The sequence below is a fragment of the Streptomyces sp. NPDC040545 genome (assembly GCF_055595065.1).
This window is the reverse complement of the sequence record NZ_JBVIWA010000001.1, coordinates 930,300-956,952: the sequence shown is the minus strand read 5'-3', so window position 1 is coordinate 956,952 and position 26,653 is coordinate 930,300. Positions and strand designations below refer to the sequence as shown.

Below are 26,653 nucleotides of genomic sequence, written 5' to 3'. Positions count from 1 at the left end.
CGTTCCCCTTCGGAGTCGGATCGGTCACGACAGCCTCACCCTCGGGTCGATGATGGCGTAGACGAGGTCCACCACCAGGTTGCACAGCACGATGAAGGCTCCGGCGAAGAGGGTCACCCCGAGGATCTTCGGCAGGTCGTTCACCGCGATGGCGTGATACGCGTACTCACCGATGCCGTGGTACGAGAAGACCGTCTCGGTGACGATGGCGCCGCCGAGGAGCAGCCCGAAGTCCATGCCGAAGATGGTCACGATCGGGGTCAGCGCGGAGCGCAGCCCGTGGCGGGTGATGACCACCCGTTCGCGCAGGCCCTTGGCGCGCGCGGTGCGGATGTAGTCCTCACTCATGGTTTCCAGCATTCCGGCCCGGGTGAGCCGGGCGTAGAGCGCGGAGTAGAGGAAGGCCAGTGTGCTCCAGGGCAGGACCAGCCCCTGGAACCAGGCGGCCGGATCCTCGGAGAAGTCCACGTACACATTGGTGAACACGGGCCAGTTGAAGACGAAGACGGCCAGCGAGAGCGTGCCGGTGAAGAACATCGGCAGCGAGACGCCGGCGAGGGCCACGCCCATCGCGAGCCGGTCGAAGAGCGAGCCCGGCCGCAGGGCCGAGACCACGCCCGTGGTCACACCGGTGATCAGCCAGATGACGGCCGCTCCCAGGGTGAGGGAGGCGGTGATGGGGAGCCGGTTGACGATGTCGGGCCAGACCTCGACGTGGTCCTTGAAGGAGTAGCCGAGGCAGGGGGCGCTGCACTGCGAGGGGTCGGGGCCGTAGTTGAACTCGCGGCCCGCGAAGATGCCCCGCAGGAAGTCCCAGTACTGCGCGTACAGGGGCTGGTCGAAACCGAGGTTCTTCTTGACCGCGGCGATGGACTCGGGCGAGGGGTTCTTGCCCACGTACTGGGTGGCCAGCGAGTCGGCCGTGCCGCCGGCCAGCCGGGGCAGCAGGAAGAAGATCGCGAAGGTGATCGCGCTGACAACTAGCAGCAGGAACACCGCGGCGAACAGCCGCCGGACGATGTACACAAACACGGGGGTCGGCTTCGGCGTCCGCCGGTCCGCCCCGCACCCCGGTCGGGGGCGCGGGACGGACCGGCGCGCGCACTGCTGCCTTCACCTGCCTTCCACGGTTCTGGCAGATCTGGCTGAGAGGGTCGAACTGCCTGAGGACTTGACGTCCGGGGTTACTTCAGGCCGATGTTGAGGTAGTCGTACTGACCGCTCCACGCCGGGTTGGAGACCACGTTGGTGAGCTTGGGCGAGCGGTAGTGCAGGACCTTGAAGTAGGTCAGGGGCACGATGACCGCCTGGTCCATGACCTTCTTGTCGATCTCGCCGTAGACCTTCTCGCGGGCGGCGGAGTCGGTGTTGGCGATGTTGTCGTTCAGCATCTTGTTGATCTCGGGGTCGTTCAGCTGCGACAGGTTGGTGTTGCCCGTCTTGCTGATCGCGTCACCGTGGACGACCTGCTGGAGGAAGCCGAAGCCGCTCGGCCAGTCGGCGCCCCACTGCATCATCATGAGGCCGATCTTGTTGTCCTCGGTGAACTTCGGGACGCCCGCGTAGTCGCTGAAGTACTTGCCGGCCGGGAACTGCTGGATCTTGACCGTGATCCCGATCTTCTTCAGGGACGCCTGGATGGCCGTGGCCATGTCGACCTCGCCGGCGCGGTCGTTGCGCGCGGTGATGGTGGTCTCGAAGCCGTTCGGCTGACCGCAGGCGGTCAGCGCGGCCTTGGCCTTGGCCTCGTCACCCTTGTCGTCCGGGGTCTTGTAGGTGTTGAAGTCCACGTGACCGGGGATGTCGGTCGGCAGGACGGTGCTGGCGATGGCGCCGCGGATGGGGCCGCCGAAGGCGGTCTGCACCGACACCTTGTCGATCGCGTACTGGACCGCCTTGCGGCACTCGACGTTGTCGAAGGGCGCCACCTTGGTGTTCATCGCCATGTAGACCAGGCGACCACCCTCGGCGTTGTCGGTGTTGGGGTCCTTCGAGGTCAGCAGCTCGGTCTGGGTCTGCTGGGCCACACCGTTACCGACGATGTCGATGTGGGTGTTGCCGGCCTTCAGGTTGGAGTCGATCGTCTCCTGGTTGACCTTCAGCTTGACGACGATCTTCTCCGGGAGCTGCTTGCGCAGCGGGTCCGTGGAGGCGTCCCAGTTGGGGTTGCGGACCAGGACGGCCTGCTTGTCGTGCTCGTAGCTCTCGAACATGTACGAGCCCGAGGAGACGATGTTCTTCACATAGTCCGCGCCGTTGTCCTTGGCCTTCGGCACGGGGGCCGACTGCGGGTTCGCCAGCAGGTAGTCGAACTCGGCGAAGGGCTGCTTCAGCTTGAAGATGATCGTCTGGTCGTCGGGGGTCTCGATGGACTGCAGTCCGGTGTCGGACTTGTCCTTGTACGGGCCCTCGTACGGGGTCTCGTTGTTCTTGAGGTACTGCGCGAGGTAGTTCGGGCCGTTGGAGTGCACGTCACGCGCGAAGTTGCTGCGCTCGACCGCGTACTTGACGTCCTTGGAGGTGACCGCCGAGCCGTCGCTGTACTTGACGCCCTTGCGCAGCTTGTACGTCCAGGTCGCGCCGCCGTCGCTCGGCACGCCGAGGCTCTCGGCGAGGTCCGGGACCACCTTGTTGCCCTCGGCGCCCGGGGCGGGCGCGAAGGTCGTCAGCGGACGGGCGTACAGGCGGCTGAAGTTGAAGACGAAGCCGTAGTACGTGTTGCCGGGGTCGAAGGAGTCGGGGGTGTCGGACGCCTCGTAGACGACCGTCCCGCCCTTCTTGTCCGAGGCGTTGACCACGGCCTTGACGGCGGCGTTGGCGCCCGCCGACTTGTCGTCGCCGCCGGTCTTGTCACCACCATTGCAGGCGGAGGCGGTGAGGGCGACGGTGATGGCGGCGGCAAGCACCGCGGCTGTTCTCGACCTGCTTCTCATGGCGGAGTGATGCCCCCTGATTCGGAGTGATGGTGGGTACTGGCGGAGCCTCGGCCGGGTGCCCGAGGAACGGGAGGGTCAGCGCGAGCTCTTGGGGTCCAGGGCGTCGCGCAAGCCGTCGCCGAGGAGGTTGAAGGCGAGCACGGTGACGAAGATCGCCATGCCCGGGACGACCATGAACATCGGGTCGACCTTGTAGTAGGCCACCGCGGAGCTGAGCATTCCGCCCCATGAGGCCTGCGGCGGCTGGATACCCACGCCGAGGAAGCTCAGGGAGGCCTCGAAGAGGATGTTGGTCGGGATGAGCAGCGTGGAGTAGACGAGGATCGGCGCCATCAGGTTCGGGAGCAGCTCGCGGAAGACGATGAAGGGGCCGCGGGCGCCGAGGCTGCGGGCCGCGTCGACGAACTCCCGCTCACGCAGCGAGAGGGTCTGGCCGCGCACGATGCGTCCGATGTAGGGCCAGCTGAAGAAGCCGATCACGAAGATCAGCACGCTGATGTGCAGCGGCAGTCCTTCGAGGCCGAAGGCCCCGCCCTGGAGGGCGGCCGAGATGGAGATCGCGAAGAGCAGCAGCGGGAAGGCGAGGAAGGTGTCCATCATGCGGCTGATCACCGTGTCGGCCCAGCCTCCGTAGTACCCGGCGACGACGCCCAGGACGGAGCCGATGAACACCGAGAGCACGGTCGATCCGAAGGCGACCAGCAGGGAGACCCAGGAGCCTTCCAGGATGCGGGTGGCGATGTCGCGGCCGAACTTCGGCTCCACGCCCAGCGGGTGCTCCCAGCTGATGCCGCCGAAGGAGCCCACGGGGGTGGCCAGGGAAGGATCGATGAGGTCCTGGTGCAGGGCGTCCGGGTCCAGCCCGAAGATCCACTGGATCGGCTGCGAGAGCATGGCCAGGACCACCAGCAGCAGCACGACGATGCCGCCGGCCATCGCCACCTTGTCGCGCTTGAGTCTGGTCCACGCGATACGGCCGAGCGACCGTCCCTCGATCGCCTTGCGCGGAACCTCGGAGGTGGCCACGGCCGCGGGCTCGGCCGCGCTGGTGTCCTGCAGTGGTGCCGTCATCGTGGTGGGACCCCTCTCGGCCGACATCGGTCGGCCCATGCCCGCCGCTGTGGCGGCTTGGTTCAATCGGCGTCGCTGGTGGTGCGATTGGCACGAAATGTGCCGGAAGTGCACGTGAAGAGCTGGTGTTCGCGAGATGGACCGGCCTTCGGTGGGGTGGAGTCTTCAACGCCCTCTCGAGCGCCCGCCAGACCCCCCGGGGATGTGATGCGCAACCGTGATCTACGCCTACACCTTCCGTTATCCGAACCCCGGGATCTGGTGAGCGGTGAAACACCGCCCGTTCTGCACGGAACGGACATCCGGCCCAACTGCCCTTTCGAGCATGGATCTTGGGCGGATTCACCGGATATGCCGAAGGCCGCACCGATGGGATCGGTGCGGCCTTCGAGAAGGATGTCTCGATATTCGGATACGGGTCAGTACGCCGGCGCCTGGCCTTCACGGTCGTAGAAGGGCCGGGTCTGCGCGCGCAGCCACATGGCGACGGGGTCGTGCTCGTCCCCGAGTGCGACCGTGCACACCGGGACGCCCTCGGGGACCACCCCGACCGACTGCCGCATCATCTCCCGTACGGATTCCAGCGCGGGCGCGGAGGCGTCGTACAGGTCGAGCCCGACCGCGAGGTACGGGGAGCCGAGCGCGGGCTGCACCCACGCGCGGCGCAGCGACCGCACGGCCGGGGTGCGGTGCGCGTGCTGGGTCAGCAGGCCGTAGAACTGCGGGAGCTCGATCGCGGGCTCCGAGAGGCGCAGCGGGCCGGCCGGCATCCGGTCCAGGCCGGTGGCGATCCGGCGCAGGTCCGCCCAGGGCACGCCGAGGCCACCGCCCTGGGCGTGCGGGTTGAGCCACAGGCCCCAGCGGTCCGGGTACAGCGCGCGGGCGATGTCCCGCCCGGTGACGACCTCGTAGCCCCGGTTCCAGCCGCTGGCGGCCAGCTCCTGGGGGGAGGTGACGCAGGGCGCGTAGCCGAGGCTCTCGACCTCCATGCCGCCGTACTGGGCGTCCGGGGAGCCCGGCTGCCCCTGCCAGAGCAGCATCCACAGCCGGCCCTCGGAGAGAGCGTGCAGGAGTGACTCGTAACTCTCGTAGCGCCCGGGAGTCACCTGGCGCATCATGTGCTCGACCTGCCCGGCCGCGGCCGTGCCTGACGCACTCACCCGGAACCCCTCTTCGTCCGCCCGTCGCTCCACGCGTGTCCTCCGAACCGGCAGTCGCGCGTGCGGCCAGGAGATGTAACCAGCTTAAGCGGCCCTACGGCAGGTAGAAGGGGCGTACGCGCTCACGAATCCAGTCCGTGACCGGGTCCTGGACGGCGTCCAGCAGGATCAACTGCACCGGCCACGGCGGCGGGACACGGGTCAGGGCCCTTCCGAGGGCCTCCATCGGCGCGGCCTGCATCTCGGGTTCCCATCCCACCAGGCGGACACCGACGAACAGCTGGGGCGCCCCGCCCTCGACGCTGGCGAGGCAGCGGTGCGCGGCGGCGACCACCCCGGTGGCCCGGAACTCCTCGGTGGCGGCGGCGAGGAAATCCACCGGATCGTCCTGCCAGTCGGGCTCGAAGAGCCGGACCCGGCCGCCGGTGGCCGGGCCGTCGAGCGGGGTCCGGCCGCTGCGGCAGAGCTCCGCGACGGCGGGCGGCGGGAGCGGTACGCCGACGGCCCCCTCGGGGTTGAGGGCGATGCCGAGCTGCGGGGGCAGGCCGCGGGCGAACTCGACGGCCGGAGCCACCGCGAAGTCCATGCCGGGGCCGACGCAGGCGAAGAACTGGGCCTCGGAGCTGTAGACGGGGACGTACGCCGCCCCGCCGATGTCCATGGTGGGCAGGTCGAGGCCGGCCGTCGTCGGGGCGCCCCCGCCCGGCAGGGGGACCCAGACCTGGCTGCGCCCGAGGACCTCCAGGATCCGCCCCCCGGCGTCCGGCTGCCCGAGTGCCGCTCCGAGCACCTGCTCCAGCTCATTCCCCGGCCAGCCGCTGCCCTGCATCTGCCCCTGCCTCTGTCTTGTTTCCCGCGCGTGTCGCCCCGCAGGGTACCGGCCCCGCGCGCGGCCGCTCCGCCGGGGTTCGGCCGGCGCCGAAAAGACCGGGGCTCCGCCCCGAACCCCGCGCCCCGAACGCCGGCGGGGCTTGATCCGGTCAGGCGGTGAAGGCTATACGGGTAACCGTCGCGGCCGAGGCCCGGTCCAGCAGGGTCGCCGAGGCGCAGCCCGCGGGCGGCCGGCCCGCTTCGGCGTCGCGGAGCAGCCGGGTCACCGCGCCGCGGTGGCGGGCGAAGGCGTAGGCGGAGACCCGGCGGCCGCGCGCGGCCTGACCGGAGAGGGCCTCCTCGGGGCTGCTGTCCAGCAGGAGCAGGTGCAGCGCCCGGCCCCGGCGGCGCGCGGCGGCCGCGAGCAGGCCGCGTACCCAGGCCTGCGTACCGCAGTCGTGGACGACGACGGAGGCCCCGGAGCGCAGGATCCGCCACAGCCCCCAGTAGTGCGCGGCGCGCACCAGCGGCCGGTACACCGCGTACGGCAGTGCCGCAGGCATGCGGCGCTCCCAGCGCTCACGGGTGTCCTGGGAGTCCACGGCCCCGCCCTCGGCGGCCGCCCGCTTGATCAGCGTGCTCTTGCCGCCGCCGGGCAGGCCGGACACCACGACGATGTCCCCGTCCGCGAAGCCGAGCCGGCGGGGGGCGCGCCCGGCCGGTCCGCGCAGGTCGCGTACGAGGCCGAGGCCGGTGTCGGCCGCCCGGCCGCGCCCGCGCGCGCCGCGCTGCGCGGGTACCGCCTCCACGGTTCCCGTCGTCGTCACCACTCCGAATCTCCGCACAGTGTTCGCCTCCCCCGAATCGGGTCACCAGGACCCTTGCCCACTGAGTGTAAAGAGACGGTAATCCGGCGGCCCCGGTTCCGGTCCGGCCCTTCGGAGGGCCGTACGAACTTTCGGACCCCGCCGCCCGATCTCGGGCATGGCGTGCAATGATGTGCGCCATCTGGACCAACTGCATACCGGCCGCTTGAATCCGCGCGGGAGAGTCCCGGCACGCCGCAAGGCCGTGCGCGGGCGCCGAAGGAGCAAGAACCTCCCTTGAATCTCTCAGGCCCCGTACCGCGTGGATGAGGCAGATCTGAAAAGCGAGCTGCTGCGCAGCTCCACCCAAGGTGCAAGTCGATGAGAAGAACCGGCGATCTGCTGATCGGCGGAACTCTCGGCGAACCTCTCAGGTTCCGATGACAGATGGGGAGGAACGTCCTCGTCATGTCATGTCGATGCCCTGGGACCCGGGAGCCACACCCATGAGCACTGCCCCCCGCCTGACCGCCCTCGATGCGCTGCACCGCTCGCTCGGTGCGACCATGACCGATTTCGCGGGCTGGGACATGCCGCTGCGGTACGCCAGCGAGCGCGACGAGCACAACGCCGTACGCACCAAGGCCGGTCTCTTCGACCTGTCCCACATGGGCGAGATCACGCTGACCGGCCCCGAGGCCGTCAAGGCCCTGGACTACGCGCTGGTCGGCAACATTTCCACTGTCGGCGTCGGCCGCGCCCGCTACACGCACATCTGCCAGGAGGACGGCGGGATCGTCGACGACCTGATCGTCTACCGCCTCGGCGAGACCGAGTACATGGTCGTCGCCAACGCCTCCAACGCCCAGGTCGTCCTGGACGCCCTCACCGAGCGCGCCGCCGGCTTCGCCGCCGTGGTCCGCGACGACCGCGACGCGTACGCGCTGCTCGCCGTGCAGGGCCCGGAGTCCCCCGGCATCCTGGCGTCCCTGACCGACGCCGACCTGGACGGCCTGAAGTACTACGCCGGCCTGCCGGGCACCGTCGCCGGCGTGCCCGCGCTGATCGCGCGCACCGGCTACACGGGCGAGGACGGCTTCGAGCTGTTCGTCGCCCCCGAGCACGCCGTGGAGCTGTGGCAGGCGCTGACCAAGGCCGGCGAGGGCGTCGGCCTGGTCCCGGCCGGCCTGTCCTGCCGCGACACCCTGCGCCTGGAAGCGGGCATGCCGCTGTACGGGCACGAGCTGACCACCTCCCTCACCCCGTTCGACGCGGGCCTGGGCCGGGTCGTGAAGTTCGAGAAGGAGGGCGACTTCGTCGGCCGCGCCGCGCTGGAGGGCGCCGCCGAGCGCGCCGCCACGAACCCGCCGCGCAAGCTGGTCGGTCTGATCGCCGAGGGCCGCCGCGTCCCGCGCGCCGGGTTCCCGGTCGTCGCCGACGGTCAGGTCATCGGCGAGGTCACCTCCGGCGCCCCGTCCCCGACGCTGGGCAAGCCGATCGCGATGGCGTACGTGGACGCGGCACACGCCGCGCCCGGCACGTCCGGCGTCGGCGTCGACATTCGCGGTACGCATGAGCCGTACGAGGTTGTGGCGCTGCCGTTCTACAAGCGGCAGAAGTAGCCCCACGCACCACGTCCGCCGTCCGGGAACCCGCACGGCGCCGTCTCAGTACCCAAGACCGCAGTTCGTATCCACTCCCCCGCATCCAGGAGAATCAGGTCATGAGCAACCCCCAGCAGCTGCGTTACAGCAAGGAGCACGAGTGGCTGTCGACCGCCGAGGACGGCGTCGCGACGGTCGGCATCACGGAGTTCGCGGCCAACGCGCTCGGTGACGTCGTCTACGCCCAGCTCCCCGAGGTCGGCGACACGGTGACCGCGGGCGAGACCTGTGGCGAGCTGGAGTCGACCAAGTCGGTCAGCGACCTGTACTCCCCCGTCACCGGCGAGGTCGTCGAGTCCAACCAGGACGTCGTGGACGACCCGGCGCTCGTCAACACCGCCCCGTTCGAGGGTGGCTGGCTGTTCAAGGTGCGCATCGCGGAGGAGCCGGCCGACCTGCTCTCCGCCGAGGAGTACGCCGCGCTCACCCACTCCGACAACTGACACCCCAGGGGATCCTGATGTCTGTTCTCAACACCCCTCTGCACGAGCTCGACCCGGACGTCGCCGCCGCCGTCGACGCCGAGCTCGCGCGCCAGCAGTCCACCCTGGAAATGATCGCGTCGGAGAACTTCGCTCCGGTCGCCGTCATGGAGGCCCAGGGCTCGGTCCTGACCAACAAGTACGCCGAGGGCTACCCCGGCCGCCGTTACTACGGTGGCTGCGAGCACGTCGACGTCGTCGAGCAGATCGCGATCGACCGCATCAAGGCGCTGTTCGGCGCCGAGGCCGCGAACGTCCAGCCGCACTCCGGTGCGCAGGCCAACGCCGCCGCGATGTTCGCGCTGCTGAAGCCGGGCGACACGATCATGGGTCTCAACCTGGCCCACGGTGGTCACCTGACCCACGGCATGAAGATCAACTTCTCCGGCAAGCTCTACAACGTGGTCCCGTACCACGTCGACGAGACCGGCGAGGTGGACATGGCCGAGGTCGAGCGCCTCGCCAAGGAGTCCAAGCCGCAGCTGATCGTCGCCGGCTGGTCCGCCTACCCGCGCCAGCTGGACTTCGCCGCCTTCCGCCGCATCGCGGACGAGGTCGGCGCGTACCTGATGGTCGACATGGCACACTTCGCCGGCCTGGTCGCCGCCGGTCTGCACCCGAACCCGGTGCCGCACGCCCACGTCGTCACCACCACCACGCACAAGACCCTCGGCGGTCCGCGCGGCGGTGTCATCCTGTCGACGCAGGAGCTGGCCAAGAAGATCAACTCCGCGGTCTTCCCGGGTCAGCAGGGCGGCCCGCTGGAGCACGTGATCGCGGCCAAGGCGGTCTCCTTCAAGGTCGCGGCCTCGCCCGAGTTCAAGGAGCGCCAGGAGCGCACCCTGGAGGGTGCGAAGATCCTCGCCGCCCGCCTGGTCCAGGACGACGTCAAGGCCGTGGGCGTGGACGTCCTCACCGGTGGCACCGACGTGCACCTGGTCCTGGTCGACCTGCGCAACTCCGAGCTGGACGGTCAGCAGGCCGAGGACCGCCTCCACGAGGTCGGCATCACGGTCAACCGCAACGCCATCCCGAACGACCCGCGGCCGCCGATGGTCACCTCGGGTCTGCGGATCGGTACGCCGGCCCTGGCCACCCGCGGTTTCGACGCCGAGGCCTTCACCGAGGTCGCCGAGATCATCGCGCAGGCGCTGAAGCCCGCGTACGACAGCGAGGCCCTGAAGGCTCGCGTCTCCGCGCTGGCCGCGAAGTTCCCGCTGTACCCGACGCTCTAACCGGCGTCCGGCCGACGGCCACGGAGGGCCCGGCCTTGTTCCCGCACAGGCCGGGCCCTCCTCATGACCGGGGCCCGACACCCCCTCCCCCCGTCGCGGCGGGCGCCCGCCCCCGCCCCCGCCCCTGCGACTCACGGCGGCCACGGCGCCCCGCGGCCCGCACCGGCCCACGGCCCCGGACACCCGGCCGACCTGTCCGCGTAATCCTTCCCACCTCGTCCGGCAGCCGGGACGTTCACTTCGCCGCGTTAAGCTCGTCTACCGGACAAAATCCGAATAATCCACTTCTCCTCTCCTGCCCCCTCCCACCCCACGAGCAGACAAGGGAGTCCGCCACCGTGGCCATCTCCGTCTTCGATCTCTTCTCCATCGGTATCGGTCCCTCCTCCTCCCACACGGTCGGTCCGATGCGGGCCGCGCGCATGTTCGTGACGCGGCTGAAGAAGGACGGCGTGCTGGCCCAGACCACCTCCGTCCGGGCCGAGCTCTTCGGATCCCTCGGCGCGACCGGCCACGGTCACGGCACCCCCAAGGCGGTGCTGCTCGGTCTGGAGGGCCACTCCCCCCGCACGGTGAACGTCGAGACCGCCGACGACGAGGTCGAGCGCATCCGCAAGAGCGGCCGGCTGCGGCTGCTGGGCGCGGAGATAGGCGATGTCCACGAGATCGCCTTCGACGAGCCGAACCAGCTGATCCTGCACCGCCGGCGCTCCCTGCCGTACCACGCGAACGGCATGACGCTCTTCGCGTACGACAGCGCCGGCACCCCGCTGCTGGAGAAGACCTACTACTCGGTCGGCGGCGGCTTCGTCGTGGACGAGGACGCGGTCGGCGAGGACCGGATCAAGCTCGACGACACGGTGCTGAAGTATCCCTTCCGCTCCGGCGACGAGATGCTGCGCCTGGCGAACGAGACCGGCCTGTCGATCTCCTCGCTGATGCTGGAGAACGAGAAGGCCTGGCGCACGGAGGAGGAGATCCGCGAGGGCCTCCTGGAGATCTGGCGCGTCATGCAGTCCTGCGTCTCGCGCGGCATGTCCCGTGAGGGCATCCTCCCGGGCGGTCTGCGGGTCAAGCGCCGGGCCGCCGCCACGGCGCGCCAGCTGCGCACCGAGGGCGACCCGATGCTGCACCGCAGCGAGTGGGCGACGATCTACGCGATGGCGGTCAACGAGGAGAACGCGGCCGGCGGCCGGGTCGTGACCGCGCCGACCAACGGCGCCGCGGGCGTCCTGCCCGCCGTGCTCCACTACTACATGAACTTCGTGCCGGGCGCGGACGAGGACGGCGTGGTCCGCTTCCTCCTCGCCGCCGGCGCGATCGGCATGCTGTTCAAGGAGAACGCCTCGATCTCCGGCGCCGAGGTCGGCTGCCAGGGCGAGGTGGGCTCCGCCTGCTCGATGGCGGCCGGTGCCCTCGCCGAGGTCCTCGGCGGCACCCCGGAGCAGGTCGAGAACGCGGCCGAGATCGGCATGGAGCACAACCTCGGTCTGACCTGCGACCCGGTCGGCGGCCTGGTGCAGATCCCCTGCATCGAGCGCAACGGCATGGCGGCGGTCAAGGCCGTCACCGCGGCGCGGATGGCGATGCGCGGCGACGGCAGCCACAAGGTGTCCCTCGACAAGGTCATCAAGACCATGAAGGAGACCGGCGCCGACATGAAGGTCAAGTACAAGGAGACCGCCCGCGGCGGCCTCGCGGTCAACGTCATCGAGTGCTGACGCGCACCGCGTGACGCGAGAGGGGCCCGGCGCGTGCGCCGGGCCCCTCTTTTCCGTCCACGGATCCCGGGAACGGACGCGGGCGGAAGCGGAACCGCGCGGTCCCCGAGGGCGTCCTCGGTAGTGCCACCGGTCCCCGTCTCTCGAGAATCGAGGGGACGTCATGATCCACGCCCGTCTCCGGCAGTTCGTGGCCCTGGCAACCGGCGCCCTGCTCGCCGCCTGCCTCTCCTTCGCCGCACCTGCCTCGGCCTCCACCACACTCGCCACCGCAACCCAGGCCCCGACCCCGCTGGTCGTCAACGCCCGCTGGGCCGGGCACCCCACGTACGACCGCATCGTCATCGACCTCCAGGGCTACGCCCCCGCGGTCACCGTCACCCCCGTCCCGCACCTGGTCTACGACGGCTCCGGCAAGCCCGTGCCGCTGCCCGGAAAGTACTTCCTGGAGATCCGGCTCCACCCCGCCGCCGCGCACAACGACGCGGGGCAGAGCGTCTACCAGGGGCCCAAGCTGCAGAAGATCGACCTCAGCAAGCTCAAGGGCATCGCCCTGACCGGCGACTACGAGGGGTACGTGACCTTCGGCGCCGCCTTCGACACCCTGCCCTACTACCGCGCCTACACCCTGCACGCGCCGGAGCGGTTCGTCGTGGACATCGCGCACTGAACCCACTCCTGACCGACGGGCCCGGGGCGTCGCACACGCCCCGGGCCCCGCCGCCGTCACCTGCGCCAGAACAGGTGGTGCGTCACCCCGCTCGCACTGGGCACGACGTCGAGGTGGAACCGGTCGAGCAGCTCTTCGGGGGACTCCCAGAGTCTGACCCCCGCTCCGATCTCCACCGGGGCGACCGCCACGTGCAGGGTGTCGACGAGATCGGCGTCGAGGAACTCACGGATGGTGGTGGCCCCGCCGCCGAGCCGGACGTCCTTGCCCTGCGCGGCTTCCCGCGCCCCGTCGAGGACCGTGGCCGGGTCGGCGTCGACGAAGTGGAAGGTGGTGTCGGAGAGCGTGAACGAGGGACGCGGGTGGTGGGTCATGACGAACACGGGGGTGTGGAACGGGGGCTCCTCACCCCACCAGCCGCGCCACTCGTGGTCGGCCCAGGGCCCGCGCTGGGGACCGAACTTGTTGCGGCCCATGATCTCGGCGCCGATGTTGTGCGTGAAGTCCCGGGTGAAGTAGTCGTCGAGACCCCGGCTCCCACCGGGGTCGGTGCGGTTGGGCCAGCTCGCGGTGGCTCCGGCCCAGAAGAACAGCTCGCCGGGGTCGGCGTGGCCGAACGGCCGCTCGAGGCTCTGGTGCTCACCGGCACCGAATCCGTCGCGCGAAACGGTGAAGTTCTGGACTCTCAGCAGTTGCTCCACGGGCTTCCTCCGGTCGTGTCGTCCACCATGGGACCGCCCCGGGACGCAGAACTCATCGGTGTTCGGGGTTGGGGGAGTCCGAGCGGCAGCCCGCGTCCCACTGCGCGCGCTGGTTGCCGTGCGGCGGGATGCCGCCCGAGCGCTTGAGCAGGGCGGCCAGGTGCATGAGGTTCCAGGACATGAAGGCGGTGTTGCGGTTGGTGAAGTCGTTCTGGGGGCCGCCCGAGCCGGGGTCCAGGTAGGAGGGTCCGGGCCCGGCCTCGCCGATCCAGCCCGCGTCGGCCTGCGGCGGAATCACGTAGCCGAGGTGCTGGAGGCTGTAGAGGATGTTCATGGCGCAGTGCTTGACGCCGTCCTCGTTGCCGGTGATCAGTGCGCCGCCGACCCGCCCGTAGTAGGCGTACTGGCCCCGCTCGTTCAGCAGCGAGGAGCAGGCGTAGAGCCGCTCGATGACCTGCTTCATCACGGAGCTGTTGTCGCCGAGCCAGATGGGGCCGCACAGGACGAGGATGTCGGCGTCCATGATCTGGCTGTAGAGGACCGGCCACTGGTCGCTCTCCCAGCCGTGTTCGGTCATGTCGGGCCACACCCCGGTCGCGATGTCGTGGTCGACGGCGCGGATGAGGGAGGTCCGGGTGCCGGCCGATTCCATGACCCTGCGGCTCCGGTCGATCAAGCCCTCGGTGTTGCTGGTCTCGGGTGAGCGTTTGAGCGTGCAGTTCACGTAGAGGGCGGTCAGGTCCGAGTAGTCGTATTCGGCAGCCACACCCCCAGCCTCGCCACGGCGGGTCGGCGCCGCCAGCGGGCCGCGCCCGTCCGGGGGCGCCCCGCGGAGGCGGCGTCGGAGCCGGCGCCGCCGCAAACCTAGGATGGCGCCATGTCGCTGCCGCACGCCATCCTCACCGCCCTGCTGGAGAAGCCTTCGTCCGGGCTGGAGCTGACCCGGCGGTTCGACAAGTCGATCGGGTACTTCTGGTCGGCGACGCACCAGCAGATCTACCGCGAGCTGGGGCGGCTGGAGGAGTCCGGGCTGATCCGGGAGCTGCCGACCGAGGTGCCGGTGCGCGGGCAGAAGAAGGAGTACGAGGTGCTGCCCGCGGGCGGCGCGGAGCTGGCCCGGTGGGTCGGCGAGAGCCAGGACCCCAAGCCGATGCGCGACCCGCTGCTGCTGCGGATCCGCGCGGCGGGTGTCGTGGGGCCGCAGGGGCTCGGTCCCGAGCTGCGGCGCCATCTGGAGCTGCACCGGCGCCAGCTCGCGCAGTACGAGGCCATCGAGGAGAAGGACTTCCCGCCGGGGCGGGACGCCGTGGAGGACCGGCTGCGGCGGCTCGTGCTGCACGGCGGGATCGCCCTGGAGACGTTCTGGCTGCACTGGCTGGAGGAGGCCCTGGGCGAGGTCGAGGACATGTCCGGACCGCAGGCCTGACGCCGCCTGGCCCGTTGGCCGGCGCCCGGCGCGGACGCACGCTGCCGCCCCGCTCCGGCGGTCCGGGGCGGGGCGGCAGCGGAGGGACTACTTGTTCAGGGAGGCCCAGAACTCGTCGAAGCTCAGCAGGCCGTCGCCGTTCGCGTCCTTGGAAGCGATCACGGCGTCCGCGACGGGGCCGGTGACGAACGGGTCGCCCATGGCCGCCATGGCCGCCTTGAACTCGTCGGCCGTGACGAAGCCGTCACCGTTCACGTCGAACTTGCCGAACGTCGTCCGTGCGCTCTCGATGTCCGCCACTGGGTCCACTCCTTCTTGATGCCTTGTTGACCGGCTCAGGGTAGCGGCCGTCCCGGCCCGCGCCCGCCCCGGGTCCCGTTCGAGCGGCAGAAACGATTTCAATTACCGCCCCGTAATACGGAATCGACAATTCCGACCGAACAGATCAAGATTCCACTTGTCACACTCCGGGGCCACGGCATAACGTACTGGCATTGCCGCCACACCAGGAGCGCAGGGCTCCCAGGGACAAGTGGCAACAAGGGCGATCGATCAGATGATGATCACAGCTGATGCATCATTCGAAGTTCTGCCCTTCACCCGCACCTGCCGACATATCTGGGAAGACGGCGATCACGTGCTCATCGGCGTCAGTCCCGGAAACAGCTATTTCAGCGCCGACCGCGTCGCCGGCCTGGCCCGATGGGCCACGGCCCGGTTCGCACAGGTCGACTTCGTCTACGCGGACCTCCACGTGGACCGCATGTTCGCCGCCTTCGGCCACACCCGGAAGCACGCGGAGAAGCGCGCGGCAAAAGAGATCAAGGCGGTCCGGCGGCGGATCCTCAAGGGCGTGGCGGAGTCAGGGCCCCCACAGGCCGAGATCCGCGTTCGGGCACTTTCCGAATTCCGGTCGAACCCCGTCTACCAACTACTGCACCGGCGCGTCCTCCATTTTCTGGAGACCGACGACGAATTCCGCAAGGGCTGCGAGGAAATGGCCCTGCATTTCGTCGGCTCCAAGTTGCCGGAAGGTGAATCGATCACGGCCGAGCAGTTGCGCGTCTGTTTCGATTACATGGCGGCCGAGCTGCCGTTCTTCGTGGACACCCCGAGCATTCTCGACGTGCCGTCCTCGGTGGCGGCCTACCACGTCAGGATGCCGCTGACCGATGTCCTGTTCGCACGCGGCGGGGGCCTGCGCGCGACCCGCAACCAGGCGTACGCCGTCGTACGGCCCGAGGCCCCCGCGCCCGGGAGCACCGCGGACCACGCACCGACCGGAAGGACCGCCGATGAGCGTCGAGCAGCTTGAGGGCCCGGGGAGCGCGGAGCGGCCGCTCCTGGACTTCCCGCTCTCCCGGCGCGGTGACGTGCTCCCGCAGGAGTGCGCCTGGCTGCACGAGAAGCGCCGGTCGCCCGGGTCCGCACCCTCACCGGGGACCCGGCCTGGCTGGTGAGCAGCTACGCCCTGGCCAAGCAGGTCCTGGAGGACGAGCGCTTCAGCCTCAAGGACACGGCGAACGCCGGGTCCCGCGGCAGTACGCGCTGACGATCCCGCCCGAGGTCGTCAACAACATGGGCAACATCAACAGTGCCGGACTGCGCAACGCCGTGATGAAGGCGCTGAACCCCCGCCAGAAGGGGCTGCGGGACCTGCTGCGCGCCCGGGCCGGCGAGCTCGTCGACGCGCTCGTGGCGGAGGGCGGCCCGGCCGACCTCCGGGCGGGCTTCGCCGACCCGTTCTCGGCGGCGCTGCACTGCCAGGTGCTGGGGGTGCCGTTCGAGGACCGGCGCCGGCTGATGTCGGGCCTGGACGTCGCGTTCATGACCGCGCGCGAGCCGTTCGCCGACTCCGCCCTCAACTGGTACAAGGATGTGGGCTACTTCGCCGGCCGGCTGAACGACCAGCTCGCGCTGGCCCCCGAGGAGCGTACGGGGCTCCTCGGCAGGTTCGCCGGGCTGAAGGGGGCGGACCCGCAGTCGTCGCACCTGACCGACGACATGTTCGCGACGGTCGCCGTCTCCCTCTTCGGTGCGGGCGCGGTCTCCACCTCCGCGTTCCTCACGCTCGCGGTGCTCGCACTGCTCCAGCGGCCCGAGCTGATCGGGTACCTGCGCCGGCACCCTGAGCGCACGGCCGGGGCGGTGGAGGAGCTGCTGCGCTGGAACCTGTCCGTCGGCGACGGCCTGCCGCGCATCGCCCTGGCGGACATCCAGGTCGGTGACGTGCTGGTGAAGGAGGGTCAGCTCGTCCTCGTCCTCCTGGAGGGGGCCAACTTCGACCCGGAGGCCTTCGAGCGTCCGGACGAGCTGGACCTGGAGCGCGAGAGCGCCAACCCCCACCTCGCCTTCGGTGCCGGCCGGCACTTCTGTCCGGCGTCCGCGCTGGGCCGGGCCCATGCCGAGATCGCACTGGAGGTGCTGGTCGACCGGCTGCCCGGGCTGCGGCTCGCGGTGCCCGCCGAGAACCTCGTCTGGCGTACGGGCTTCATCAAGCGGCTTCCGGAGCGGCTTCCGGTCGCCTGGTAGCCCGTGGTCCGGCGCGTGGACCGCGGTGTCCCGGGAGCTGTGCGAGCTTCCGGGGCACCGCTGCGTACCGCCCTGACGGCCTAGCGGAAGATGCCGGTGTGGCCGAGGGAGTAGCGGCCGGGCTGCGGGTACACGGCGAGTCCGTGCGGGCCGCCGCCCACCGGGATCCGGGCGATCTGCTTGCCGGTCCGCGTGTCGAGGGCGTAGACCTCGGAGTTGTAACGGCCCGACAGCCACAGCACCTTGCCGTCGGCGGAGACCCCGCCCATGTCGGGGCTGCCGCCGTCCGGCAGCGTCCACTTCTTGGTGAGCTTGTTCTCGGGGAAGTTGAAGACCGAGACGGTGCCCTCACCCCGGTTGGAGACGTACATCTCCTTGGAGTCGCGGCTCACGTAGAGGCCGTGGCAGCCCTTCCCGGTGGGCAGCAGTTTGGGGGTCTCGAACTTGTCCCCGCTGAGCACCCACATGCCGTGCGCCATCATGTCCGCGACGTAGAAGGTCTTCCCGTCGGGGGAGACCTTGACGTCCTGCGGCATGGCACCCTCGAACGGCAGCTTCTGCTGGCCGACGACCTCCATGCGCTCGGTGTCGACCTTGAGGAGTTCGCCGGAGAACTCGCAGCTCACGATGAAGTAGCGCCCGTCGGCGGAGAAGTCGGCGTGGTTGACCCCGTAGCAGGTCACGGGCACCGTCTTCACCCGGTCCATGGTGTGCGGATCGCGGAAGACGAGCTCCTTGTCCATCGAGGCCATGACGATGGCGTACTTGCCGTTCGGCGTGAAGTACAGGTTGTACGGGTCGTGCACCTCGACCGGCTTTCCGGCCTCGCCGGTGGCCGGGTTGATCGGGGTGAGGGTGTGACCGCGGTTGTTGTTGACCCACAGGGTCTTCAGGTCCCAGGAGGGGACCACGTGCTGGGGCTGGACCCCGACCGGGATGGTGTCGATGACCTGGTAGGTCGTCGGGTCGATGACGGACACCGTGTTGGAGTTGGTGTTCGGCACGTAGACGCGGGACGGGAAGTCCTTGACCACGGGGGAGAGCTTGTTCGGCCGGTCCGCCGCGTAGACGTCGTCCGGATCGAGCACGGGCGGCATGCCGGGCAGACCGGGCGGGGCGGCCGGCGCGGCCTTGACGGGCTTGGCCGGGCCCTTGGTGCCGAGCGCCTCGGCGGGTTCCTTGCCGGCTGATCCGCAGCCGGCCAGGGCGGCGAGGACCAGACCTGCCAGCAGCACGCCGGCAGTCCGGGGAAGGCGGGTGGTCGTCATGGGGTCAGCAGCTCCGTGGTGGTCACCGCGCGCAGTTCGCGGCGCGCGAGTTCTTCGAGGAGGGGAGGCATCGCGTCGACCGTGTCCGCGTAGCCGAAGTGCAGGCTCACCACCGATCCGGGCCGGATCGTCCCGATGACGGTGCGGATGACGGCCGCGGCGCCGGGCGAGGTGAAGTCGAGGGAGTCCACGTCGTACGAGAGGACGTGCGGGTAGCCCGCCCGCTGGGCCAGTTTCTGGACCAGGGGGGTCGCGTACTGGGTCTGGGAGGGCCGGAACCAGGTGCCGATGGATCCGGTGAGCCGCTTGAGCCGCTGGGCGCAGCCGGTGATCTCGGCGTAGGCCTCCGCCTCGGGCATGCCGTTGATCGCGAGGTGGCGCTGGGTGTGGTTGCCGAGCTCGTGACCGCCGTCGAGGATGCGCCGGGCCAGTTCCGGGTGTGCGTCGAGCCAGCTTCCGACGGCCAGTACGGTGACCCGCGCACCCCCCTTCTCGGCCGCGGCCAGCACCGCCCGGGCGATGGCGGGGTCCCCGTTGCCGTGGAAGGTGAGGGCGACGCGGGGGCGGTCGCGCGGACCGTGACCGATCTCGACGGGCTGCCCGGCGAACCGGCGCGGGGCGGCCGCCGGAGCCGCCTGTGCCGGCCGGGCCGGACCCGGCGGCGGCCCGGAGGGCGCGGTGGCGGGCCGACCCGGTCCGCAGGCGGCGGTGAGGCCGGCCGCGGCGGCGCCGGCCGTCCCGAGAGCGGCCGCACGCAGGGCCGCGCGGCGGCCTGGTTGTGAGAGCACCTGCCCATTTAAGGGGTGGATGACCCGGAAGGTAATGATTGACCCAATTCAAGACGGTCGCCAAAAGAGGCCAACCGGGTGGTCGGGTCGCTATGTGATCAACGATTCACACAGAGCAGTCGATACTTATTCATAGATTACGAGGTGAGTGGCCCACCTCACCTAGGATTTAGCTAGAAAGTCTTATGATTTGCCCACTTATGTCCAAGTAGGGACTTTTGGCGTTCGGGCCCTCGTCTGCCATAGTCGGAACCACGACTTCCCATTGACCCGAGCGAAGTCGCCACGCCGAGGATCACACCCCCTTAGATCCTCGGCGCACCCATGAAGCCCCCACACCGCCCCACTCGGCGCACGGGGGCTTCAGGCGTTCTGGCGGTCGGCGACCCGCATCTCGAACCAGGTGATCTTCCCGCGCGGCAGCAGGTCCGCGCCCCAGCGGTCGGACAGCTTGTCGACGAGGAAGAGACCCCGGCCGGTGGTGTCCATCTCGTGGACCGGCATCAGGCAGGGCAGTCCGCGCGAGGGATCGCGCACCTCCACCCGGATCCAGCCGCGACGGCGCAGCATGCGTAAGCCGAAGGAGCGGGCCCCGGTGTGCCGGACCGCGTTGCCCACGAGCTCCGAGACCAGCAGGACGGCATGCTCGGCGATCTGCGGCGAGAGGCCCCAGAGGCGGACCACCACGCACTGGGTGAGCCGGCGCGCGGTGCTCGCCGACTCCGGCATGGACGGCAGCGTCACTTCGGCCTCGGCCGGATTACCGTACAACTCCAGTGCTTTGAGGCCTTGTTCGTCCTCAACAGCCGCCGTGAGCCGCACCGCCGAAGCGCTGCCGCGCTGCCGCGGCTGTTCCACACCCTCCAGGCCCGCCATGCACCCATCATGGACGGCCGACCCGCCCTCCCGGGCCGTTCCACAGGAAAACACCCCCCGGATTCAACCACTCCAAGGGGGTGTCCTGTCATATGCGGGAGGCAATCGGAGTGCCCTGGCGCCTACCTTGACCTGCGGTGACGCATCGCACGGAAGCGATCACAGCGAGTGGATCACTCATTCTCCTTAAGGCTGCCTTAAGGCCTGGCTAATCCACCCGCAGGGAGGACCAGGGGTCCTCGGGCGAGGTTCCGGCTCAGACGAACTTCGCCTTGCCCGGGCCCTCTTCGACGAAGCTGCGCATCCCGCGCTCACGGTCCTCGGTGGCGAACAGGCCCGCGAACCAGTTGCGTTCGATGGTGAGACCGGTGTCGATGTCGGTCTCCAGACCCGCGTCCACGCACTCCTTGGCGGCGCGCAGCGCGATCGCCGGACCCTGCGCCAGCTTGGCGGCCCAGGCGTGCGCCTGCGCGTACACCTCGGCGGCCGGCACCACCCGGTCGACCAGGCCGAGGGACAGCGCCTCGTCGGCCTTGACCATCCGCCCGGTGAAGATCAGGTCCTTGGCCTTCGACGGTCCGACCAGCCGGGACAGCCGCTGGGTGCCGCCCGCGCCCGGGATCAGGCCGAGCAGGATCTCGGGCTGGCCGAGCTTGGCGTCGTCGGCGGCGATCCGGTAGTCGGCACACAGCGCGAGCTCGCACCCGCCGCCCAGCGCGTACCCGGTGATGGCCGCGACGACGGGCTTGGGGATACGGGCGACGGCGGTGAACGCGTCCTGGAGCGCGCGGGACCGGGCGACCATCGCCGCGTGGTCCATCGTCTGCATCTCCTTGATGTCCGCGCCCGCCGCGAACACCTTCTCGCCGCCGTAGATGATGACCGCGCGGACGTCCGCCCGGTCGGTCGCCTCCACCGCGAGCTCGCGCAGCCGGTCCTGGGTGGCGATGTCCAGGGCGTTCATGGGCGGCCGGTCCAGGCGGATGGTGCCGACGCCTTCGGAGACTTCGAGAGAGAGGGTCATACGGGCCAGGTTAGCGCCGGTTAACGCGATGTGGCCCGGTGCTGTGGGTCACAGCACCGGGCCCTCACCGCGTGGGCGGCGTACTACTTGATCCACTCCGCCCACGGCATGTTCCAGCCGTTGAGGCCGTTGTCCGGGGCGATCTGCTTGTCCTTCGAGTTCTTCACGACGACCACGTCGCCGATCAGCGACTCGTTGAAGAACCAGGCCGCCGGGGCGTCGGGGTCGCCGCCGCCGCGCTCGTCGCGCAGGCCCACGCAGCCGTGGCTGACGTTCGCCGAGCCGAAGGTGCCGGAGGAGGCCCAGTAGTTGCCGTGGACGAAGGTGCCGGAGTTCGACAGGCGCATGGCGTGCGGGACGTCGGCGATGTCGTACTCGCCGCCGAAGCCGACGGTCGCACCGTTCATCCGGGTCACCTTGTACTTCTCGCTGATGACCATCTGACCGTTGTACGTGGTCGTCGACGGGGCGCCCGCGGTGATCGGGACGTTCTTGAACACCTGGCCGTCACGGACGACCTCCATCTGCTTGGTGCTCGCGTCGACCGTGGAGACCTGCGAGCGGCCGACGGTGAAGGTGACCGTACGGGTCTGCTTGCCGTAGACGCCGGGGCGGCCTTCGACGCCGTCGAGGGCGAGCTTCACGGTGACCTTGGTGCCCGCGGCCCAGTAGTTCTCGGGGCGGAAGTCGAGGCGGTCGTTGCCGAACCAGTGGCCCTCGATCTGGACGGCCGGCTCGGCGGTGACCGTGATGGCCTTCTCGACGGCCTCGGGGTTGGTGATCCCCCGGGTGAAGTTGATCGAGACCGGCATGCCCACGCCGACGGTGGCGCCGTCCTCGGGCGTGTAGTGGCCCACGAAGGTGTTCGTCGGGGTCAGGGTGGTGAAGGTGGTGTCCTTGGCGGACTCCCGGCCGGCCTCGTCCTTGGCGACCGCGTGCACCTTGTACTCGGTGGCGGAGGCCAGGTGGCGGGCCGGCTCCCAGCTCGCGCCGTCGTCGGCGAGCTTGCCCTCGACCGCGTTGCCCTTGGTGTCCGCCACGGTCACCGTGGTGAGCTTGCCGCCCGTGCTCGATATCTTCAGGACGCCGCTGGTCGCGACCTCCTTCGCCCCGTCGTCGGGCTTGACGCTGACGACCGCCTTGGAGGCCTCGGTACCGGTCTTGCCGCCACCCCCGGCGTTGTCGCCACCGCTGCCGCCGCCGTTACCACCGCCACTGCCACTGCACGCGGTGGTGAACAGCAGCGCCGCCCCCAGCAGAAGGGCCGGCAGGCCGGTGCGGGCGCGGCCGCGTATCGGCTGCAGGTTCACTCGTGTTCTCCCCATGTCCCCCGCGCGCGGACTGTCGCGCGCTTGTTGACAGGTAATCACACGGAGAGATCACGATGAGCCACGGTCTTGTCACCGTTCCGTCCCAACTGCCCGGAGAAGTGCCGCGGCGACCGCCCCCGTGACCGGGGGCGGTGTAGGTGATCAGGCCAATCCCGAGGGGGCGGCCGCCGAGGGGTCAGGCGCGGGGGCCCTTGTCGTGCTGCTGCCGTGGGTGGCGGAGCCGGCGGTGAGGAAGCCGGCGCCGGCGGGCGGGGGGGCCAGCGATCCGGCGCCGACGACGCCCACGTTGCAGCGGCTGTCCCCGCCCGCCTGCTTGTCCTAATCGAAGTCGCCGAGGCCGACGAGCCGGCCCTCGGACTCGGAGGCCCGGGCGGGGCCGCCCGAGGGGGTGTCTCGTCGATCAGGCGATGGCCGAGCCCGCGACCCAGTCCGCCCAGGACATGTTCCATCCGCCCAGCCCGTTGTCGGGGGCGACGGTCTTGTCCTGCGAGTTCACCACCTGCACCACGTCCCCGACGAGGGTCCGGTCGAAGAACCAGCCGGCCGGGGTGTCGGAGCCGCCGCCCTTGTCGTCGCGCAGGCCCACGCAGCCGTGGCTCACGTTGGTGGTGCCGAAGGTGTCGGGGCTGGACCAGTAGTTCCCGTGCAGGAAGGTTCCGGAAGAGGTGAGCCGCATGGCGTGAGGGACGTCGGGGATGTCGTACTCGCCGCCGAAGCCGACGGTCTGGCCGTTCATACGGGTGACGTCGAACATCTCCATCACCACCATCTTGCCGTTGTAGGTGGTGGTCTTGGGCGCCCCGGCGCTGATGGGCACGGTCGACACCAGCTGCCCGTCCCGGCGGACCTCCATGGTGTGCGCGGCCGCGTCCACGGTGGAGATCTGGGAGCGGCCGACGGTGAAGCTGACGGTCTTGTCCTGGATGCCGTACACGCCGGGCGCGCCCTCGATGTCGCGCAGGTCCATCTTCACGGTGACCTTGGTGCCGGACTTCCAGTACTCCTTGGGCCGGAAGTCGAGCCGCTCCCGCCCGAACCAGTGGCCGACGACCTGTACGCCGGGGTCGGAGGTGACGGAAATGGCCCGCTCCACTTCGGCGCGGCGCTCGATCGCCTGGCTGAAGCGGAAGGAGACGATCATGCCGGTGCCGACGGTGGAGCGGTTCTCGGGCTTGAAGTAGCCGATGAACCGCTCCTCGGGAACGAAGGTGGTGAAGGTGGTGTGGCGGGCCTGGCGGCGGTCGTGCCCGTCGAGGGCGACGGCGTCCACGGTGTACTTGGCCGCGAGCGCGAGCCGTCCGGAGGCGGGGTCGGGGCTCCAGCTGAGCCCGTCGTCGGCGATGGCGCCGGGGACCTGTTCCTGCTGCGCGTCCTCCACCTTGGTGACGACGACCCGCTCCAGGCGGCCCTCGGGCACGGTGACCGACAGCCGTCCGTCCGCAGGGACCCCCTTCGCGTTGTCGTCGGGGGTGATACGGATCGCCTCGTCCGGCGAGCGGGGTTTGCCGGGCAGCTGGATCTCGACCGGGGCCTTGCCGTCCTGGGTGCATCCGGCCAGGCCGCCCAGCAGGCCCGCCCATGCCGCCACGGCGGCCAAGCCCGCCCCTGCCCGCCTCGTCAGAAGTGTCACGATCCCTCCAACGACCGGGCGCTGCGGGGGAAACGTGAGCGCGGGCCACGTTCCGGGCAGAACTGTCCGGGCAGAACAGTGTGAAGGACCAGACGGGGGCGGGCCCAGGCCGGGACGCCGGGGCCGCACTCTCCCCTACCCCCGCCGGTACCCAGGAGCCGTGGAGGCGGGCAGTGTCGAGCGCAGCCGAGCAGGAGGCGGTGGAAGCCGTCAGCAATGCCGCGGAAGCGGTGCGGAGCGGCCGGGCCGCGCCCGTACCGCAGACCGACGGCCGACTGAAGGAGCGGCCGAACGGCCAGGTCAGGGGCCAGGTGTTACGGGTGCACGCGCGCCCGGGGGCGCCGGTGTGGCCGGGGTCCTCGCATCCGCTGGGGGCCCGGTTCCATCACGGTCCGGACGGGACCGCGGGCACCAATTTCGCCCTGTGGGCGCAGGGCGCGGAGGCGGTGGAGGTGTGTCTCTTCGACGAGGCCGGCGCCGAGACCCGCTGTACCCTGACGGAGCACACGCACGAGATCTGGCACGGATTCGTGCCGGGCGTACGCCCCGGGCAGCGGTACGGATTCCGGGTGCACGGCCGCTGGGATCCCTGGACGGGCGCCCGCTACAACCCGGCGAAGCTGCTCCTGGACCCGTACGCGCGGGCCGTGGACGGGGACTTCACCCTGCCCCCGGAGGTGTACGCGCACGTCCGGGACTGGCCGCAGCAGTACATCGCGGACACCGTGCGCGACGACCGGGACTCCGCGCCGTTCGTCCCGAAGGGCGTGGTCGTCCACGACGACGACGACTGGGCGGACGATGTCCGGCCGAAGACCCCGTGGGCCGATTCGGTGATCTACGAGCTGCACGTGCGCGGCTTCACGATGCGCCATCCGGGTATTCCCGAGGAACTGCGCGGCACCTACGCGGGCCTGGCCCACCCGGCGGCGATCGAGCACCTGACGGGTCTGGGGGTGACGGCGGTCGAGCTGCTGCCGGTGCACCAGTTCGCACACGAGGACCATCTGCTGCGCCGGGGCCTGCGCAACTACTGGGGCTACAACTCGATCGGCTACTTCGCCCCGCACGCGGCGTACTCGGCGAGCGGTACGGCCGGGCAGCAGGTCGGGGAGTTCAAGCGGATGGTCCGGGCCCTGCACGCGGCCGGGATCGAGGTCATCCTCGACGTGGTCTACAACCACACGGCGGAGGCAGGCGAGCTGGGCCCGACCCTGTCGCTGCGCGGGATCGACAACCGGGGCTACTACCGGCTCCAGTCCGACCCTCGGCGGTACTCCGACTACACGGGCTGCGGGAACACCCTGCACGCGGGGCGCCCGCACGTGCTGCGGCTGATCACCGACTCGCTGCGCTACTGGGTCACCGAGATGGGGGTGGACGGCTTCCGCTTCGACCTGGCGGCGGCACTGGCCCGGTCGATGCACGACGTGGACATGCTGTCGCCGTTCCTCGCGGTGATCGCCCAGGACCCGGTGCTGCGGCGGGTGAAACTCATCGCCGAGCCGTGGGACGTGGGCTCGGGCGGCTACCAGGTGGGGGCGTTCCCGCCGCTGTGGACAGAATGGAACGACCGTTACCGGGACGCCGTACGGGACTTCTGGCGGGGCGCGCTGCCCGACGTACGGGATCTCGGCTACCGGCTGTCGGGCTCCAGCGACCTGTACGCGTGGGGCGGGCGGCGGCCGTACGCCTCGGTGAACTTCGTGACCGCGCACGACGGTTTCACCCTGCGCGACCTGGTGTCGTACGAGCGCAAGCACAACGAGGCGAACGGGGAGGCCAACCGGGACGGGACGAATGACAACCGGTCGTGGAACTGCGGGGCGGAGGGCGAGAGCGACGATCCCCGGATCGGCGTGCTGCGCCGCCGCCAGCTGCGCAACCTGCTCACCACGCTGCTGCTGTCCACGGGCGTGCCGATGCTGGTGGCCGGGGACGAGTTCGGGCGGACGCAGGACGGCAACAACAACGCGTACTGCCAGGACAACGAGACGGGCTGGGTGGACTGGTCGCTGCTGGAGGATCCGGCCTGGCAGTCGCTCTTCGCCCTGACCTCCCGGCTGATCTCGCTGCGCCACGCCCATCCGGTGCTACGGCGGCGGGCGTTCTTCTCCGGGCGTTCGCAGGGCGCGGACGGGCTGCGGGACCTGGCCTGGTTCACCCCGGCGGGCACGGAGATGACGGAGCGGGACTGGTACGCGCCGGCCTCCTCGCTGGGGATGTACCTGTCGGGGCGGGACATCCCGGGCCGTGACGAGCGGGGCCGGCAGGTGACGGACGACAGCTTCCTCGCGCTGCTGCACACCGGGGACCGGCCGGTGGAGTGGGCCTTGCCGGGGGCGCCCTGGGCAGAGGTGTACGAGGTCGTCCTGGACACCTCCCTGGAGGCCCAGTCGGATCCTCCCCGGACCCGGCACCGCGGCGGGCAGGCCCTGACGGTCCCGGCGCGGTCGGTGCTGCTGCTGAGGGTGGTGAGCTGAGGACCGGGCCGGCCCGGTCCCTTGTGCTGGTTCCGGACG

General features: G+C 70.2%; 25 protein-coding genes and 1 riboswitch. Of the genes, 10 read left to right on the top strand and 15 right to left on the bottom strand.

The genetic code is table 11. The features are described from left to right. Positions 1-24 precede the first annotated feature (24 nt). From ACZ573_RS04565 to ACZ573_RS04540, 6 genes are all read right to left on the bottom strand, one after another. On the bottom strand, positions 25-1,032 hold the full coding sequence (locus ACZ573_RS04565; RefSeq protein WP_327737522.1) for an ABC transporter permease: 1,008 nt from the start codon (positions 1,030-1,032) through the stop codon (positions 25-27). A gap of 152 nt (positions 1,033-1,184) precedes the next feature. After that, the gene (locus ACZ573_RS04560; protein WP_471298825.1) at positions 1,185-2,933 is read right to left on the bottom strand and encodes an ABC transporter substrate-binding protein; all 1,749 of its coding nucleotides are present in this window, start codon (positions 2,931-2,933) and stop codon (positions 1,185-1,187) included. A 78-nt stretch (positions 2,934-3,011) separates the two neighbouring features. Continuing rightward, complete coding sequence (locus ACZ573_RS04555) at positions 3,012-4,007, bottom strand: ABC transporter permease (RefSeq protein WP_471298822.1); 996 nt, start codon at positions 4,005-4,007, stop codon at positions 3,012-3,014. A 419-nt stretch (positions 4,008-4,426) separates the two neighbouring features. After that, complete coding sequence (locus ACZ573_RS04550) at positions 4,427-5,167, bottom strand: enhanced serine sensitivity protein SseB C-terminal domain-containing protein (protein WP_301366361.1); 741 nt, start codon at positions 5,165-5,167, stop codon at positions 4,427-4,429. Between the two features lie 94 nt (positions 5,168-5,261). Then, on the bottom strand, positions 5,262-5,996 hold the full coding sequence (locus ACZ573_RS04545; RefSeq protein WP_471298820.1) for an enhanced serine sensitivity protein SseB: 735 nt from the start codon (positions 5,994-5,996) through the stop codon (positions 5,262-5,264). A gap of 151 nt (positions 5,997-6,147) precedes the next feature. After that, positions 6,148-6,804, bottom strand: a complete 657-nt coding sequence (locus ACZ573_RS04540) for an AAA family ATPase (protein ID WP_471298817.1) — start codon at positions 6,802-6,804, stop codon at positions 6,148-6,150. Between the two features lie 206 nt (positions 6,805-7,010). After that, positions 7,011-7,114, top strand: a riboswitch (glycine riboswitch). A gap of 175 nt (positions 7,115-7,289) precedes the next feature. Between ACZ573_RS04540 and gcvT the strand changes: the two genes are divergently transcribed. The 5 genes from gcvT (at position 7,290) to ACZ573_RS04515 (ending at position 12,555) form a co-directional block, all read left to right on the top strand. Further along, complete coding sequence (gcvT, locus tag ACZ573_RS04535; protein WP_471298815.1) at positions 7,290-8,405, top strand: glycine cleavage system aminomethyltransferase GcvT; 1,116 nt, start codon at positions 7,290-7,292, stop codon at positions 8,403-8,405. A gap of 101 nt (positions 8,406-8,506) precedes the next feature. After that, positions 8,507-8,890, top strand: a complete 384-nt coding sequence (gene gcvH / locus ACZ573_RS04530; protein ID WP_327383136.1) for a glycine cleavage system protein GcvH — start codon at positions 8,507-8,509, stop codon at positions 8,888-8,890. A gap of 17 nt (positions 8,891-8,907) precedes the next feature. Next, positions 8,908-10,164, top strand: a complete 1,257-nt coding sequence (gene glyA / locus ACZ573_RS04525; protein WP_301366366.1) for a serine hydroxymethyltransferase — start codon at positions 8,908-8,910, stop codon at positions 10,162-10,164. 338 nt (positions 10,165-10,502) lie between these two features. Then, positions 10,503-11,885, top strand: a complete 1,383-nt coding sequence (locus tag ACZ573_RS04520; protein ID WP_030009293.1) for an L-serine ammonia-lyase — start codon at positions 10,503-10,505, stop codon at positions 11,883-11,885. A 163-nt stretch (positions 11,886-12,048) separates the two neighbouring features. Then, positions 12,049-12,555 carry an AMIN-like domain-containing (lipo)protein gene (locus tag ACZ573_RS04515; RefSeq protein ID WP_471298811.1) on the top strand — a complete coding sequence of 169 codons (507 nt, stop codon included), beginning with the start codon at positions 12,049-12,051 and terminating at the stop codon, positions 12,553-12,555. Positions 12,556-12,611: 56 nt separating this feature from the next. On the opposite strand, the gene ACZ573_RS04510 is transcribed toward ACZ573_RS04515, so the two are convergent. Beyond that, entirely contained in the window at positions 12,612-13,256 is a 645-nt protein-coding gene (locus tag ACZ573_RS04510; protein WP_471298808.1) for a dihydrofolate reductase family protein, read from the bottom strand. Between the two features lie 52 nt (positions 13,257-13,308). Further along, positions 13,309-14,022, bottom strand: coding sequence for a flavodoxin family protein (locus ACZ573_RS04505; protein ID WP_471298806.1), 714 nt, complete (start codon positions 14,020-14,022; stop codon positions 13,309-13,311). Between the two features lie 111 nt (positions 14,023-14,133). On the opposite strand from ACZ573_RS04505, the gene ACZ573_RS04500 reads away from it, so the two are divergent. Continuing rightward, positions 14,134-14,682: a PadR family transcriptional regulator gene (locus ACZ573_RS04500; protein ID WP_471298803.1), complete on the top strand. Its 549-nt coding sequence runs from the start codon at positions 14,134-14,136 to the stop codon at positions 14,680-14,682. A gap of 87 nt (positions 14,683-14,769) precedes the next feature. Here ACZ573_RS04500 and ACZ573_RS04495 read toward each other — a convergent pair whose 3' ends face one another. After that, positions 14,770-14,982 (bottom strand): EF-hand domain-containing protein, encoded by a 213-nt coding sequence (locus ACZ573_RS04495; protein WP_030009288.1) that lies wholly within the window; start codon positions 14,980-14,982, stop codon positions 14,770-14,772. A gap of 256 nt (positions 14,983-15,238) precedes the next feature. Between ACZ573_RS04495 and ACZ573_RS04490 the strand changes: the two genes are divergently transcribed. The 3 genes from ACZ573_RS04490 to ACZ573_RS04480 all read left to right on the top strand — a co-directional run bounded on the left by ACZ573_RS04490 (position 15,239) and on the right by ACZ573_RS04480 (position 17,214). After that, complete coding sequence (locus ACZ573_RS04490) at positions 15,239-15,997, top strand: tRNA-dependent cyclodipeptide synthase (RefSeq protein ID WP_471298800.1); 759 nt, start codon at positions 15,239-15,241, stop codon at positions 15,995-15,997. Further along, positions 15,978-16,142 carry a hypothetical protein gene (locus tag ACZ573_RS04485; RefSeq protein WP_471298798.1) on the top strand — a complete coding sequence of 55 codons (165 nt, stop codon included), beginning with the start codon at positions 15,978-15,980 and terminating at the stop codon, positions 16,140-16,142. Before ACZ573_RS04490 ends, ACZ573_RS04485 begins: the two co-directional genes overlap by 20 nt. Positions 16,143-16,260: 118 nt before the next feature. Continuing rightward, entirely contained in the window at positions 16,261-17,214 is a 954-nt protein-coding gene (locus ACZ573_RS04480; protein WP_471298795.1) for a cytochrome P450, read from the top strand. 80 nt (positions 17,215-17,294) lie between these two features. On the opposite strand, the gene ACZ573_RS04475 is transcribed toward ACZ573_RS04480, so the two are convergent. The 6 genes from ACZ573_RS04475 to ACZ573_RS04450 all read right to left on the bottom strand — a co-directional run bounded on the left by ACZ573_RS04475 (position 17,295) and on the right by ACZ573_RS04450 (position 24,122). After that, positions 17,295-18,482: a YncE family protein gene (locus tag ACZ573_RS04475; RefSeq protein WP_471298793.1), complete on the bottom strand. Its 1,188-nt coding sequence runs from the start codon at positions 18,480-18,482 to the stop codon at positions 17,295-17,297. Continuing rightward, the gene (locus tag ACZ573_RS04470) at positions 18,479-19,270 is read right to left on the bottom strand and encodes a polysaccharide deacetylase family protein (protein WP_471298790.1); all 792 of its coding nucleotides are present in this window, start codon (positions 19,268-19,270) and stop codon (positions 18,479-18,481) included. Before ACZ573_RS04470 ends, ACZ573_RS04475 begins: the two co-directional genes overlap by 4 nt. 363 nt (positions 19,271-19,633) lie before the next feature. Next, positions 19,634-20,146 carry an ATP-binding protein gene (locus ACZ573_RS04465; RefSeq protein WP_301366375.1) on the bottom strand — a complete coding sequence of 171 codons (513 nt, stop codon included), beginning with the start codon at positions 20,144-20,146 and terminating at the stop codon, positions 19,634-19,636. A 256-nt stretch (positions 20,147-20,402) separates the two neighbouring features. Further along, a complete protein-coding gene (locus ACZ573_RS04460; RefSeq protein WP_471298787.1) occupies positions 20,403-21,170 on the bottom strand; it encodes an enoyl-CoA hydratase/isomerase family protein in 768 nt (255 codons plus the stop codon). Positions 21,171-21,253: 83 nt separating this feature from the next. Then, positions 21,254-22,480, bottom strand: a complete 1,227-nt coding sequence (locus ACZ573_RS04455) for a L,D-transpeptidase (RefSeq protein WP_471298784.1) — start codon at positions 22,478-22,480, stop codon at positions 21,254-21,256. Between the two features lie 421 nt (positions 22,481-22,901). Further along, entirely contained in the window at positions 22,902-24,122 is a 1,221-nt protein-coding gene (locus ACZ573_RS04450) for a L,D-transpeptidase (RefSeq protein ID WP_471299080.1), read from the bottom strand. A gap of 182 nt (positions 24,123-24,304) precedes the next feature. On the opposite strand from ACZ573_RS04450, the gene glgX reads away from it, so the two are divergent. After that, entirely contained in the window at positions 24,305-26,614 is a 2,310-nt protein-coding gene (gene glgX / locus ACZ573_RS04445) for a glycogen debranching protein GlgX (protein WP_471298781.1), read from the top strand. Positions 26,615-26,653 lie beyond the last annotated feature (39 nt).

What these genes read in the sequence shown, in the direction of transcription:
- ACZ573_RS04560 (WP_471298825.1), bottom strand. Translation starts at nt 2,933, where the DNA reads ATGAGAAGCAGGTCGAGAACAGCCGCGGTGCTTGCCGCCGCCATCACC.
- ACZ573_RS04555 (WP_471298822.1), bottom strand. Translation starts at nt 4,007, where the DNA reads ATGACGGCACCACTGCAGGACACCAGCGCGGCCGAGCCCGCGGCCGTG.
- ACZ573_RS04545 (WP_471298820.1), bottom strand. Translation starts at nt 5,996, where the DNA reads ATGCAGGGCAGCGGCTGGCCGGGGAATGAGCTGGAGCAGGTGCTCGGA.
- gcvT (WP_471298815.1), top strand. Translation starts at nt 7,290, where the DNA reads ATGAGCACTGCCCCCCGCCTGACCGCCCTCGATGCGCTGCACCGCTCG.
- gcvH (WP_327383136.1), top strand. Translation starts at nt 8,507, where the DNA reads ATGAGCAACCCCCAGCAGCTGCGTTACAGCAAGGAGCACGAGTGGCTG.
- glyA (WP_301366366.1), top strand. Translation starts at nt 8,908, where the DNA reads ATGTCTGTTCTCAACACCCCTCTGCACGAGCTCGACCCGGACGTCGCC.
- ACZ573_RS04515 (WP_471298811.1), top strand. Translation starts at nt 12,049, where the DNA reads ATGATCCACGCCCGTCTCCGGCAGTTCGTGGCCCTGGCAACCGGCGCC.
- ACZ573_RS04500 (WP_471298803.1), top strand. Translation starts at nt 14,134, where the DNA reads ATGTCGCTGCCGCACGCCATCCTCACCGCCCTGCTGGAGAAGCCTTCG.
- ACZ573_RS04490 (WP_471298800.1), top strand. Translation starts at nt 15,239, where the DNA reads ATGATGATCACAGCTGATGCATCATTCGAAGTTCTGCCCTTCACCCGC.
- ACZ573_RS04485 (WP_471298798.1), top strand. Translation starts at nt 15,978, where the DNA reads ATGAGCGTCGAGCAGCTTGAGGGCCCGGGGAGCGCGGAGCGGCCGCTC.
- ACZ573_RS04480 (WP_471298795.1), top strand. Translation starts at nt 16,261, where the DNA reads ATGGGCAACATCAACAGTGCCGGACTGCGCAACGCCGTGATGAAGGCG.
- ACZ573_RS04475 (WP_471298793.1), bottom strand. Translation starts at nt 18,482, where the DNA reads ATGACGACCACCCGCCTTCCCCGGACTGCCGGCGTGCTGCTGGCAGGT.
- ACZ573_RS04465 (WP_301366375.1), bottom strand. Translation starts at nt 20,146, where the DNA reads ATGGCGGGCCTGGAGGGTGTGGAACAGCCGCGGCAGCGCGGCAGCGCT.
- ACZ573_RS04460 (WP_471298787.1), bottom strand. Translation starts at nt 21,170, where the DNA reads ATGACCCTCTCTCTCGAAGTCTCCGAAGGCGTCGGCACCATCCGCCTG.